The organism is Sphingobacteriia bacterium (genome assembly GCA_017304685.1).
In the GTDB taxonomy this organism is placed as follows: domain Bacteria; phylum Pseudomonadota; class Alphaproteobacteria; order Rickettsiales; family 33-17; genus JAFKLR01.
The window spans coordinates 224,164-237,263 of sequence record JAFKLR010000003.1; the positions used below are offsets into that span (position 1 = coordinate 224,164).

At 29.1% G+C, this 13,100-nt stretch carries 11 protein-coding genes and 1 other RNA gene; 4 read left to right on the top strand and 8 right to left on the bottom strand.

The window, feature by feature from the left end; genetic code table 11:
* The first annotated feature begins 125 nt into the window (after window positions 1-125).
* Window positions 126-526: RNase P RNA component class A (gene rnpB, locus J0H68_01175), an RNA gene on the top strand.
* A gap of 82 nt (window positions 527-608) precedes the next feature.
* Here the strand turns inward: rnpB and J0H68_01180 are convergent.
* From J0H68_01180 to J0H68_01190, 3 genes are all read right to left on the bottom strand, one after another.
* A complete protein-coding gene (locus tag J0H68_01180) occupies window positions 609-1,829 on the bottom strand; it encodes a hypothetical protein (GenBank protein ID MBN8827301.1) in 1,221 nt (406 codons plus the stop codon).
* Between the two features lie 78 nt (window positions 1,830-1,907).
* Window positions 1,908-3,011, bottom strand: coding sequence for a hypothetical protein (locus tag J0H68_01185; GenBank protein ID MBN8827302.1), 1,104 nt, complete (start codon window positions 3,009-3,011; stop codon window positions 1,908-1,910).
* A gap of 131 nt (window positions 3,012-3,142) precedes the next feature.
* Complete coding sequence (locus J0H68_01190; GenBank protein ID MBN8827303.1) at window positions 3,143-4,060, bottom strand: hypothetical protein; 918 nt, start codon at window positions 4,058-4,060, stop codon at window positions 3,143-3,145.
* A 223-nt stretch (window positions 4,061-4,283) separates the two neighbouring features.
* On the opposite strand from J0H68_01190, the gene J0H68_01195 reads away from it, so the two are divergent.
* Window positions 4,284-4,745 carry a pentapeptide repeat-containing protein gene (locus J0H68_01195; protein ID MBN8827304.1) on the top strand — a complete coding sequence of 154 codons (462 nt, stop codon included), beginning with the start codon at window positions 4,284-4,286 and terminating at the stop codon, window positions 4,743-4,745.
* A gap of 32 nt (window positions 4,746-4,777) precedes the next feature.
* On the opposite strand, the gene J0H68_01200 is transcribed toward J0H68_01195, so the two are convergent.
* The 5 genes from J0H68_01200 to J0H68_01220 all read right to left on the bottom strand — a co-directional run bounded on the left by J0H68_01200 (window position 4,778) and on the right by J0H68_01220 (window position 10,830).
* Window positions 4,778-6,214: a hypothetical protein gene (locus J0H68_01200; protein MBN8827305.1), complete on the bottom strand. Its 1,437-nt coding sequence runs from the start codon at window positions 6,212-6,214 to the stop codon at window positions 4,778-4,780.
* A 209-nt stretch (window positions 6,215-6,423) separates the two neighbouring features.
* Entirely contained in the window at window positions 6,424-7,020 is a 597-nt protein-coding gene (locus J0H68_01205; GenBank protein ID MBN8827306.1) for a hypothetical protein, read from the bottom strand.
* Between the two features lie 215 nt (window positions 7,021-7,235).
* Window positions 7,236-8,732 carry a transcription termination/antitermination protein NusA gene (nusA, locus tag J0H68_01210; GenBank protein MBN8827307.1) on the bottom strand — a complete coding sequence of 499 codons (1,497 nt, stop codon included), beginning with the start codon at window positions 8,730-8,732 and terminating at the stop codon, window positions 7,236-7,238.
* A 14-nt stretch (window positions 8,733-8,746) separates the two neighbouring features.
* A complete protein-coding gene (locus tag J0H68_01215) occupies window positions 8,747-9,250 on the bottom strand; it encodes a ribosome maturation factor RimP (protein ID MBN8827308.1) in 504 nt (167 codons plus the stop codon).
* A 104-nt stretch (window positions 9,251-9,354) separates the two neighbouring features.
* Window positions 9,355-10,830: a hypothetical protein gene (locus J0H68_01220; GenBank protein ID MBN8827309.1), complete on the bottom strand. Its 1,476-nt coding sequence runs from the start codon at window positions 10,828-10,830 to the stop codon at window positions 9,355-9,357.
* 199 nt (window positions 10,831-11,029) lie between these two features.
* On the opposite strand from J0H68_01220, the gene eno reads away from it, so the two are divergent.
* Window positions 11,030-12,322 carry a phosphopyruvate hydratase gene (gene eno / locus J0H68_01225; GenBank protein ID MBN8827310.1) on the top strand — a complete coding sequence of 431 codons (1,293 nt, stop codon included), beginning with the start codon at window positions 11,030-11,032 and terminating at the stop codon, window positions 12,320-12,322.
* Between the two features lie 126 nt (window positions 12,323-12,448).
* A complete protein-coding gene (gene trmB / locus J0H68_01230) occupies window positions 12,449-13,093 on the top strand; it encodes a tRNA (guanosine(46)-N7)-methyltransferase TrmB (protein ID MBN8827311.1) in 645 nt (214 codons plus the stop codon).
* Window positions 13,094-13,100: the final 7 nt, after the last annotated feature.

The window sequence follows — 13,100 nt, forward strand, 5'->3', positions numbered from 1 at the left end:
TTAATAAATTAACCTTTGTAAAAATCTTTTTTTCTTAATAAACAGTAAATTAAAATTATGGGGTTTTATTATGTTTAAATTAACCGTTGATTTTAAATTTAAAGCCTATAGAATGATCCCCAATTCCAGATAGTCGGATCATTGCCGGTATAAGTTATATTATACGGGAGGAAAGTCCGGGCTCCTAGAAAGCACAGTGCCGGGTAACGCCCGGCGAGGGTAACCTCAGGGAAAGTGCCACAGAGAATATACCGCCTGCGTATTACAAATACGTCGGTAAGGGTGAAAAGGTGCGGTAAGAGCGCACCGCTATTATGGTAACATGATAGGCAGGGTAAACCCCACTGGGAGCAAGACCAAATAGGAATAGCGAGTTTTATATTAACTTATAAAACTAAGAGTTGCTTTCTCTTTTTATGCTATTCGGGTAGGTCGCTTGAGGTGATAGGTAACTATCATCCTAGATAAATAGTGATCATTAGCGCTTGCGCTAAGACAGAACCCGGCTTATAGACTATCTGGATTCCTTTATTTATATAGAAAACAATTACTTAAGTTGAAAGTTTTTCGTTCCAACTTAAGTAAATAATTTTTAAATAAACTAATGTTTATATTTGTAACTGACGTAATTTTTCTTCTGTAGCTTCAAACTTCTTTCTCCAATCACCTTGTCGATTATCTGCTTCATTAATATTCATAGGTAAATCTACCGAAGTTTCTTCTTTTTGTTCGTCTTGTTCATTTTTTAAAGCGCTTTCCATACTTTCCATATATTCTTTAAAAAGCTCCATAGTAGACTTTTGAGATATATTTTCTTTTGGTTTTTCAACCCGCACAATAGGGTTCTCCAAGCCTAAAAGATCACTATCAAAATTAACAGATTGCATGAAAGCTTGTAATTCCTTGTTTTGTTCAAAGGCTCTATAAAATGAGATTTCTAAAATCTTCATTGCTAAAGTTATTTTATTATTTTTAATTAAAGTTGTTATGAAAGAATTTAAAGTATTATAACTTATATTTTCTTCTAAACTTAAACTTACATATGTAACTTTAATTGGACGAGGTAACAAGATTTCAGCTGTTACAAAACCTTTATGCTTGTATAAATTATGTGCTAAAGGTTTGCTTCCGAAAACTTCCATAGTTTTTTCATTTTTAATATCTTCAAATAAAATATTGAAATGTGAAATATTTAATTCTTCAAGTTCTTCAGAAAGTGAAGCTAGATGTCCTGTACCTAAACCAAAAAATAATATATTACGTTTTTCATTTTGTAGCTTTTGAAGATTTTCTGCCATTTTTCTTTCACGCTCTTTATTTACTAAATGACTAACTGCCATTAAATGGCCGTTTGGATCATATAAGCTTTTTCTTAAGTCATCAGTTTCATGAAATAATTTATATTCAAATTGAAAATTGCGTGTAAGTTGTTTAGTGTCTCCTGTATCCCAAACTGCAGTATCAATAAATTCTATTTTAAAACTTAAATCTTTAGCTTTAGTTATTAAAATGTATTTCAACAAATGAGATTGTGTTTCATATTGTTTTCTAAGTTTTTTTAAATCTTCAGGGTTATTAATGTCGAAATTTGGTAAATTAGCTAATTTGGAAGGAGGGGTGTTTTTTAATAAATTAAATGTATCATCAATATTTAAATTAATGTTTTTAGGTGCTTCTTCAAATTCAAAGCAGATAGTATCATATCCCAAATCTTTAAAATGCTTTAAGTTTTCAATTTGGTAAATAGCTAAATTTAAATAATTGTGGTTTTCAGGAAAAATTAGTAATGGCAATTGTTCTTTCTTTGGTTGATTTTCTGTTTTTAGCATAATTTTACCTAAGTTTCATTTTTTAAAATGGCTAATTTACTAGGTATTATAAAAATACCTAGTAAATTAGAAGTGGTATTAAATATACAGGTTTATATTCTTTTTCTTAGGTTCATTTTTTTCAGCGCATTCTTCAATTCTTGAAAGAATAGATTGAAGAGAAGGGGCTGCCTTTAAAGAAAAACCTTCTGGTTTAGCTGCATTAGGAATATTTTCAAGCCCAAATAATGGTTTTGTAGGATCAAGTGGTTCAACGCTAACTGAATGCTCTTTGTTACCTTTAGAAGCAATATAAAAAGAGTATTTTTGGCTTTCTGATTTATTTTTATATATACAATAATCTCTAACAAGCTTAAGTATTAAATGGTTTATGTTTATTTTATCTTCAAGAGATAATGAAACAAATGATAAATTTTGATTTGATATTGGGTCTTTAGTTATAACAAATCCTTTGTTTTCATAATGTTTGTCAGTCGATGGTATATAGTTGTTAGAAGCGAATCTATATAATTTTTTATCACTTTCACTATGAATTAATATATTTAAATGCGGAACGTTAGCAGATGATAAATTTGCCGATATCATTCCCATATGTCCTATTCCTAAACCCATAAATACTATGTTATTATTTTCACCATAAAGCTTACAAATTTCTGAACTCATCTGTGCTTCACGCTCATAACTAAGACGTGCTGAAAATAGATAACGAATTACATTCTCTTTTTTAATTTCTTTTTCATCAAATGCTTCATAAAGCTCTTTTTCTATCTGGTAATTTTTAGTCAAAGCATGATCAATAGTTTTAATTTCAAATCCTAGCTCTTTAGCTCTTCTAACTATTGCTAATTTTAATAAATTTTTTTTAAATGTTAAAAACTGTTCTATTAAATTTCTAGTATCGAAATTATTAGGAAATGTGTTAACAATTTCTAATAAATTTTCTGTACCTAAAATTTTTTGAATATTAGATTTCCATTGTGGATTTGATATCATTGGATTATCATTTATAATATCCTCTAATTCCTTTTGTGTATATTCAAGGCAAAGAACGTTATAACCTGAGTCTTTAAGTTCACTTAATCTATTTAAATTGCCTTCTAATAGTTCACAGTGAAAATGATTTTCAGGGAAAATCAATACAGGTAATGGTTCTTTTTGTGGTTGATTTTCTGTTTTAAGCATGATTTTTACCTAATATAAAGTTAATTATAAGAGATAAATTAACTATTAATTTAATTTTGTAAAGAGAAAATAATAAAGCCCCGCTACTTGCAGGGCTTTATTATTATGGAGAATCAAAGTATAAGTAAAACTTATTTACCCATACCGCTAGCTTTGTTCATACCACCGAATAAGCTGCTTGAACCGCTATTCATTGATGAACCGAAAGATCCACCTAATGAGCTACCACCTGTAGAAGTAGTTTTGTTAGCAGATTTTTTCATACCGGTTTTTTTAGCTTTTTTAGCTTTAGATTTTTTAGCTACTTTTTTAGCTTTCTTAACACCAGTAACTTTTTTAGCAGCTGCTTTTTTAACACCAACTTTTTTAGTTGCTTTTTTAACACCAGTAGATTTTTTACCAGTTGTTTTTTTAGCTACTTTTTTAGTTGTTGTTTTTTTAGCAGTAGATTTTTTAGCAACAGTTTTTTTAGCTGTTGATTTTTTAGCAGAAGCTTTTTTAACGCCAGCTTTTTTAGCTACTTTTTTAGAAGCTTTTTTAACTGTTGTTTTTTTAGAAGCTTTTTTAGCAGTAGATTTTTTACCAGCTTTTTTAGCTTTTGATTTTTTTGTAGATTTTTTACCAGCTTTTTTCATAGCTTTTTTAGCAGCTTTTTTAGCTGTTTGTTCAATCCATTTTAAAATATCAAAAACCGCTCTATCGGTATTGTTGTTAGCAACATTTAATTTCTCAACAGTTTTATATTTACCTAAGAGAGCAACTAAAGTTTTAACACCTTTATTAGTGATTTTGTTATTACGTAAATCAAGATTTTTAACTTTCTCATGATTTTTATGTAATGCTTCACCTAATACTTTTGCAGTTTTGTCATCAATCCCACAATTAATTAAGCTGATTTTTTCCATATGCTTACCTTTGCACATACTAATAATTTTATTAATATGATCAGCAGTAAGTGTAACGTTCATGAAAACTAATTCTTTATCTTTTGGAGAGAAAGACTTCGCTTTCTTAGTAGTTTTTTTAGCAGTTGAAGTAGCCGTAACCATAACAAGCCTCTTTTTAGAATTAATAAAAATTAATAAAAGCTACAATATTAACTTTGTAACAAGAACGTTAATATGTCAACCTTTTAAAATTAAAACTTTACTAAAATATTTACCTTTTAACGTTTTTGTATGGTATCGTGATAAAATTGTCACACATTAGTATTTGCTATATTTTGTAAGGAGAGGTATAATTTGGAAATAAAAAATTTAATAATGGAATGTAATGAAAACCTACATATTTACTAATGTTTTTCTACTTATGTTAACCTCAAATGTATTAGCTTATAATCAAAAAAGTTTAGATAAAATTGATGCTTTAACTAAAAAAAGCAAAGTTGAAGAAGAGGTGCTAGATTTAAAACAAGCTGATTTAAGTCGAAGAGATCTTACTAAAATAAAATTTAAAAAAGCAATTTTAGAAGGTGCAAACTTGAGTAATGCTAATCTTACAGCTACAAATTTTACAAATGCTAATTTAAAAAACGCTAATTTAGAAGGCTCAAACTTGGAAAGAGCTAATTTTACAGGAGCAGATTTAAAATGTGCTAATCTAAAAAATACTAAAGCTGAAGCTGCAAATTTTAGTGATGCTGATTTAAGAGGCGCAAAATTAAATAATATGTATAAGAAAAAAACTAATTTTGAAGGTGCTAAATTTAGAGGTTTTGTAGACTGCAATAAATAAAACTACTTATTATAATATATATAAATAAAAAATTATTTTTGGTTTTCTCTAATTTCTTTATTTATTTGATTATCACGATTTCTTCTATGACTTTCTGAAGTCTTTGGTTCAACTGAATTAGATGATGGTTGTTTAAGCATATCAGTTAAACTTTTTGTAGGTTTTTTAAAAAAACTTGCTCTAATGCTATTTGTATTATTAGTACTTGTTTCAGTTAATGAGTTACTTCTTTCTCTTGAAACACTATCATTGTTATCTTTTAATGTGGCGTTAGTAGGACTAGCTAAAGTGCTTGTTGGGGTACTTACATTGGTATTACTACTTCTAGGACTATTTTTTTTCTTTGGTAATTGAATTGCAATTAATCTGGGGCTTTTAGGGCTATCAAATCGTGAGCTTTCAATTTTAGGGCTTTTTTTATATTCATTTTCAGATGTAATATTATTTAAATTTAATATCGGCATGCTCTTTGCATTAATAATTTTATCATCTGAATTGGAGAATTTTTTATTATAAGACTTTTTTTGTCTAGGGCTACTTGGTGTTGAGGAAGATATAGGCCTTTCTCTTAAAGGACTGGGCGAGCGACTTGAATCATAATCTTTATCATTATTAAATAAACTAGCCTCCGATCCTACGGTGTGGCTTCTTTGACGCCCAGGTTCTACATTTTCCCTTCTTGGACTATTACTAGAGTTTTCTTTATTATTTTTCATGTCTTTACTCGAAATAGAAAGCTTTTTTTGGCTTTTAGCAATTATATGTATATAATAATCTTTATGCTGATATTCATTAGCAAAAGTTTGTAAAAATTTATTAAGCGTAGTTAATTCTTCTTCTGTTGAATAAAAAGTATTAAATAATTGAACTAAGCTTTCATACTCAGGTAGTGCTTCAAATCTCAAATAACTCAATTTTTGTAGATAATCTTCTAATTCATTAAAAATACTATTATCAATATATTCCCAAATTTTTTCAGATTCATAGTAATTTAATGTTATTTTATCTAAATTTTTAGAAGGAGCATTAAACAATTTTCCTTCTACATCCTTTGTAAATGAAAAGTTTATTGTTCCTATAGAAATAAAAGTGTGAGGAATAACATCAGTTTTACTTAAACCGAATTTTTGTATTAAATGTGAAATAATAAGAGGATCAAGCTTACCGGAAGAAATTTGAAACTTTCCAAGTGGTGTATAAAAAAAATTAATTTCGTTACTATAATAGTTTAGTAGTAATGAATTATCACTAGGAATTAATGAATGAAATATGTTAGGGCCTTTTTCTAAAGATCTCTGTATTGAGCTATTTAAATTACAGTACTCAGTATCAAAATAAAAGTTAGCATTCCCAGAATTAGAATATTCGATTCGTATAGTTGAAATATAATAGGCAATTTTAACTACCCTTTTAAAATATTTTACCATGTCAAAGTTAGGAAATTTGCCTTGTTGTTCCTGATTAATCATTTTAAATATAAATGAAAAGTTTAATATTTTAATATAACTGACATCTTTATATATAGCAAGTAAATAGTAATGATGTTATTAATGATATTTACTTAAATAATTTTGAGTAAACAAGGTTTATTGTTTACTCAAAAAATAAAATTAAATAGCGGGTAAATTGAGATAATCTGCCTTAATTGTAAAAAAAATAAAGCAGATTATAAAAATGGCTAATGTCCACAGTGGTTTAAAAAAATATTTATAGCTTCTCTATCTTTCGATTTAAATTCTCTAGATTGCAAACCTTCATTAGTATTTATAGTCAAAATAGCCTTTTTAGATTCAATAATTTCTTTTAAAGTTTGCTTATTGATTACTAAATCTACAGCATGTTGGTAAACGATTGAATCTTGGAATTGTTTAATTTGTTCATTGTTTAATTTAATATCTTTAAACCCTTTAAGAAATTCTAGTGCATTCATTTGATAAGTTCCTTCAGTAACGATTTGCTTAATATGAGTGTATTCAGCCGATTGTGTATTATTTTTATATATGGAAATTTCTGCACCAACATTTTTATCAATTAAAGTTGGTTTATCTAAATTGTTAGTATTAACCAAAATATAGTATACGTTCTCTGTAATAGGAGATTTTGTATAAACAACATTAATAGCAGGAAGTGAATGGTGATGCATATAGTTTGACTTTACAATACACCATTTACCGTATTTATCATTTATTTCTTCAACTAAATATCCTGGATGTTTCAATATAACTTTTTTATTACTTCCTTCACTTTGGAGAGCTAGAACACAGTATAAGAGCAATCGAAAAAAGAAATGCCGTTGAAATTTTTACTATAAAATTCATATAATTAACCATATACAAAATTAAATTTCGGTTAATTATATATTAACAACTAAAAGTTATCAAGGTAAATATTAATAAATTAATATTATGTTAATATTATTTATAATATTCAAGAAGATATAAGAAAAATGAAAAGGGTTCTTAAGAGAAAACCTTAAAAACCCTTACATAATTAGCTCTCTTTATAAGCTTTTTTACGTGCGCTCATAATGATTTCATCAATTTGCTCATCGCTTAAAGCAGCGTCTGGGCTGTATTCAAGGAATTCATCACGAGATAAATCTGCTAAATCTTTCATAGTTTTAATATCATTTTTACCAAGATCTATGAGGATTTTATTATTAAATCCTGCGATTTTTGCAAGTTCAGCTGCAACGCCAAGTTTACGCCATTCTTTAGCTTCATTAAGTTTTTCTTGATCGAGATATTGTTTAGCACGATTAATAAGTTCTTCTGCAATGCCTTCATCAAATCCTTGAATTGATGTTAAATCTTCAATTTCAACTTCTGCAATTTCTTGGATATTAGTAAATCCTTCAGTAGCAAGTAATTGAGCAATCATTTCATCAACATCAAGCGCTTCTATAATGAGTTTTGTAGTAGAATTAAACTCTTCCTGTCTACGTTTAGACTCTTGTTCATCTGTAAGAACTTCAATATTCCAACCTGTTAAGTGAGAAGCAAGTCTAACATTTTGGCCTTTTCTACCAATTGCTAAGCTTAATTGTTCATTTGGAACAACAACATCAATACGATGTTTATTTTCATCAATTACTACTTTTAATACTTCAGCCGGTGCAAGAGCATTAATAAGGAATGTTGCAGGTTCGCTTGACCACTCAATAATATCAATCTTTTCACCATTTAATTCGTTAATAACTGCCTGTACTCTTGAGCCTCTGATACCAACGCATGAACCTACTGGATCAATTGAATCATCAGAAGTATAAACAGCAATTTTTGATCTTGAGCCAGGTTCACGAGCAACTGCTTTAATTTCAATAGTTCTACTGTAAATTTCAGGTACTTCTTGCTCAAAAAGTTTAACAAGGAATTGGTTATGTGTTCTAGAAAGGAAAATTTGCGGGCCTTTATTTTCTCTTCTAACATCAACAACATATGCTCTAATACGATCATTTTGTCTAAATAATTCGTTTTTAATAAGCTCAGAAGATGTAAGTAAAGCTTCTGCACGTCCACCTAAATCAACAATAATATTTTTATAATCGATTCTTTTAACAACGCCGTGAACAATCTCACCAACTTTACCTTTAAAGTCAAGGAACTGACGCTCACGCTCAGCATCACGTACTTTATTAATAATGACTTGTTTAGCTGATTGAGCTGCAACTCTTCCTAAATCAATAGGAGGGAGGGGATCATAAATAAATTCACCTAATTTTGCTTCCGGGTTTTTATATAAAGCATCTTTTAGGCTAATTTCTTTAGCAGGATCAGTAACTTCTTCTACAACTTCTTGAAGTTTATAAATTTTTATTTCGCCACTTCTGCGGTCAATTTCAGCCTTAATGTTATGTTCAGCGCCATATTTTCTTCTACCAGCTACTTGAATAGCATTTTCTAAAGCTTCAATTACTAAATCTTTGGGGATGGCTTTATCCCTTGCAACAGATTCGGCTATTTGAAGAATTTCACTATTTGATGACATAAAGCTACTCCGTTTTAAGCGTTTTCATAAGTTTTTTTATAATGGTCAATAAGTCTGTCAGTTAAAATTAATTTAGCTGAATGAATATTATCAAAATCGATTTCAGATTCAATATTTTGTCCGTCAGCTGATTTTATAATAACGTTATTATCTTGAACGTTAGCTATAATACCAGAAAAGTTTTTTCTATCTTCTATTGGTAATTTTAAGCTTATTTTTGCATCAAACCCAATATAATTTTGAAAATCTTTAAGTCTTGTTAAAGGTCTATCAATTCCAGGGGAGCTCATTTCTAAATTATATTCACCACTTATTGGGTCATTGGCATCCAAAAGGAGGGAAGCTGCTTTACTTGCTTTTTCGCAATCATCGATTGTAATTGCTTTGCCATCGATTCTTTCAATAAAAATTTGTAAAGTACTTCTCTTTGGGCCTTTTTTATAATTAATTTTAATTATCTCATAACCTCTAAACTTTAAAGGCTCATCTAAGATACTGAAAATCTTTTCATTTATCATATGTTTATTCCTTACGTTTAGGCAAAATAAAAGGCGGGCAAAAGCCCACCTTTTATAAGGTATTTTAAATTGTTAGTATCTTTATATCAGGTTTTATAAAAATATCAAATCTTATTTTTTATAAAGGTAGCAGATTGTTCAGTGCTTTTGCCTAAACCCCTGAAAATTTTAAGAGGGTTCCAGCTTGAATCGTTTATATTTCCTGTAGAAATTTTAATATCTGAACCTTTGAAATTTCTTAAAAGCTTAGCTCCAGTATAAATTGCAAGTAGAGTAATTGCGCTTATTATAAGACCACGGATAATATTTTTAATTAATTCATTCTTCGGTGGTTCATTAGAGGTATTATCAGTATTAATAGGTGGTTCAGAAGATATTGGTTTTAAAGTATTATCTTCTACTGATCCATGAGTTTTCTTAGCCCCACCATTGTTAAAATGAGTCATTATACCAGAATCAGGCTTTTCTAAGTCTTCAACTTCTGGTGAGTCAGGTTTTTTCAAAGTATCATTTTCTTCTACATATGTATCAGTCCTAGAATCATAATATGTTTTTTTATTACCTAATGGCCTTTCTTCTATTTCTGACGTGTCATTTTCTTGAGAAGAAGGAGTTGGGGTAGTAGCATCAATTGATGACGCTTTATTTTCAGAAGGTGTTTTTATTTCAGGAGGGAGTTCTGATTTTCCTAAATTAACAAACGACTCAACTCTTTCATTAAAGAAATCTTGTAATTTTTCATACATATCAATTTCTTTAAGTTCTTGTTCTAAAGGTTCTTTAAGCTTATTAAATTTTTTATCTTTATGAATCTCATTTAATTGTAAAACAAAAAAGGCCTTTTGATTAAGTATTTCACTTACATGACTGTTAAACCTACCTTTAATCACAATATTTTCAATATTCGGAACTTTAAGCTCTAAAATTTCCAATAATTCTAAATAACCTGGTGTTTCAATTGTAAAATGTACACTAAGTCCTCTTACTGCAGCTTTTAACTGAACTGTACTGGATTTACCATTAAGATTGTAATTATATGTAAGTAAATATGTATTATGATCACCAATATCTTTTCTTATGCCTTTAAATTGTAATCTACTTATATTATTCTCATCGTTAGTTTGAGTTTCAGTAATGTTTTTTTTCTTTATTTTTTCTCTATGCTTTTCAAGTTTTTTATCAAGTTTTTCAAATAAATTATTTAATTGTGTTTCAATTAGAGGATAAATGTCTTTTCCAATAAGCTCATTTTGTAAATCAGAGTTTAAATTTTGCATTTCAATATCTACACTAAGTAACTTAGTTAAGGAGATATTCATTTTAGATGCTTCTTCCTGGCTTATATTATTTTTAGAGTTTTGTAAATATAGGTGCTTAAGGGATTCGGGGGTAAAGTAAACTGTAAACGATCCTTCTGAAATTGTTTTATCATCTTTTGTTTTAGTTTTAGTACTTTTTAATAAAATATTACCTATAATAGGGTGTCCAGTTTCAGTTTGGAGAGTAATTTGATGGGTGAAATTTTCTTTTTTAATTGTTTCATTATGTTCTTTAATTTCTGTAATTATAAGTTTTGACATAAAGCATCCATGTGTTTTTAATTTATGATATATTATATAATTAATCATTAAAAAATCAATAAAAGATAATCTTAAGTTAACTTTCTTTTCAATTATTTGACATTTAGTATAAATTTAGTTCAAATTACATATATAAAGTTTTGCAGTTTTAAAGTTTTATAATATATTTGGCTCCGATGTCAAAATTTAGGAGGATAGGATGAATGAAATAATAGATGTGTTTGCTAGAGAAATTCTTGATAGTCGTGGTAATCCGACAGTTGAAGTAGATGTAACACTTGCAGACGGTTCATTAGGAAGAGCAGCAGTACCATCTGGTGCTTCAGTTGGAACGTTTGAAGCTCTTGAACTTAGAGATGAAGATAAAAAACGCTTTGGTGGTAAAGGTGTATTAAAAGCAATTCATGCAGTTAATGACCAAATTGGTGAAGCTATTTTAGGGGTAGAGGCAACCGAACAATTTGCCATTGACCAAATTATGCTAGAACTTGATGGCACAGAGCATAAAACAAGGCTTGGCGCTAATGCAATTTTAGGTGTATCGCTTGCAGTTGCAAAAGCCGCTTCTGAAAGTTTAGGTTTAGCATTATACGAATATATTGGTGGTAAGATGACAAGAACTATGCCAATGCCAATGATGAATATATTAAATGGTGGTGTTCATGCCGATAACGACCTTAGTATTCAAGAATTCATGATTATGCCAATTGGTGCGCCAAGCTATAGAGAAGCTTTAAGAATGGGTGCAGAAGTTAGTATGGCATTAAAATCGCTCTTAAAACAAAGTGGTTATAATACAAACGTAGGCGATGAGGGAGGTTTTGCTCCTAATTTAGAACATACTGAGCAAGCTCTTGATTTCATAATGAAAGCGATTCAAGAAGCTGGATATACTACTGGTAAGGATGTAGCTTTAGCCCTTGATTCAGCTGCAACTGAATTTTTTAACGAGGGACAGTATAAACTTGGCAAAAGCGTATTAAATGCTGATGATTTAGTAAAATATTATGAGAATTTAATTAATAATTACCCAATAGTTTCGATTGAAGATGCTATGGCAGAGCATGATAAACATGGATGGCGTAGTTTAACTTTGGCCCTCGGTACCAGAGTTCAATTAGTTGGAGATGATTTATTCGTTACAAATAGTAAAATTCTGCAAGATGGAATTAATACAAACCTCGCTAATGCAATTTTAATTAAACCAAATCAAATTGGAACTTTAACTGAAACTCTAGAAACTGTGCATTTAGCTCATAAAAATGGTTATAATGCTATTCTTTCACACCGTTCAGGTGAAACTGAAGATGTATGCATAGCACATCTTGCGGTCGCAACAAATTGTGGCCAAATTAAAACAGGAGCATTATGTAGAAGTGATAGACTCGCTAAATATAATGAATTACTAAGAATTGAAGAAGATTTAGGTACTTCAGCAAGGCTTGATTTATCATTTGTAAAAAATAAAGAATTATTACCTATAAAAGCTTAAACTTTTATTTAACCGCTATTCTAAATTAAAGAATAGCGGTTATTTTTTTATAAAAAGTTACTTGCGACTTTTCATAAAATTATATAAATACATACATAAAAATATTAATTCTTTTAAATTAATCTAATGGCACTTAATACTTTGAGAAAAGTAACCTCATTTAGTAGAAGAATGGGCAAGGGATTTAATAACCCTGCAAAAAGCTTTTACGCTGAATATATTGAAAAATACAAAATTTCAGCAAATGAACTTAAAAATTATAATAATTTAATTCTTGAAATAGGTTTTGGGGCCGGTGAACACTTACTTGGTCTTTCAAATAAATACAATGATCATATGGTTATTGGTGCTGAACCATACCTTGATGGGGTAGTAAAGGTTTTAAAAACTATTACCAAATATAATATCTCAAATCTTAAGCTTTTTCCGGATGATGTAAACCTTTTACTAACAGAAGAAGCGAAGGAAAAATTTAATTTGATCTATATTCTTTTTCCTGACCCTTGGCCAAAAACTAGGCATCATAAAAGAAGAATCATTAATCAAAACATTTTAACTAAAGTATTTAATTCATTAAAAGATAGTGGGAAGCTGGTTATTGCTACTGATCACTTAGAATATGCTGAGTGGATTCATAATGAATTAGAAATTTTTGGGAAATTTAAAGTTGCACGTTCTCATGTCCTTCCTCATAATTATACTCCTACCAAATATCATACGAAGGCATTAAAAGTTGGTAGTGAAGTGAATTTTTTTAACTGTATAAAATAAATAAAAG

Bases quoted from the DNA above. Each gene is read 5' to 3' on its own strand.
- J0H68_01180 (MBN8827301.1), bottom strand. From the start codon at position 1,829: ATGCTAAAAACAGAAAATCAACCAAAGAAAGAACAATTGCCATTACTA.
- J0H68_01185 (MBN8827302.1), bottom strand. From the start codon at position 3,011: ATGCTTAAAACAGAAAATCAACCACAAAAAGAACCATTACCTGTATTG.
- J0H68_01190 (MBN8827303.1), bottom strand. From the start codon at position 4,060: ATGGTTACGGCTACTTCAACTGCTAAAAAAACTACTAAGAAAGCGAAG.
- J0H68_01195 (MBN8827304.1), top strand. From the start codon at position 4,284: ATGAAAACCTACATATTTACTAATGTTTTTCTACTTATGTTAACCTCA.
- J0H68_01200 (MBN8827305.1), bottom strand. From the start codon at position 6,214: ATGATTAATCAGGAACAACAAGGCAAATTTCCTAACTTTGACATGGTA.
- nusA (MBN8827307.1), bottom strand. From the start codon at position 8,732: ATGTCATCAAATAGTGAAATTCTTCAAATAGCCGAATCTGTTGCAAGG.
- J0H68_01215 (MBN8827308.1), bottom strand. From the start codon at position 9,250: ATGATAAATGAAAAGATTTTCAGTATCTTAGATGAGCCTTTAAAGTTT.
- J0H68_01220 (MBN8827309.1), bottom strand. From the start codon at position 10,830: ATGTCAAAACTTATAATTACAGAAATTAAAGAACATAATGAAACAATT.
- eno (MBN8827310.1), top strand. From the start codon at position 11,030: ATGAATGAAATAATAGATGTGTTTGCTAGAGAAATTCTTGATAGTCGT.
- trmB (MBN8827311.1), top strand. From the start codon at position 12,449: ATGGCACTTAATACTTTGAGAAAAGTAACCTCATTTAGTAGAAGAATG.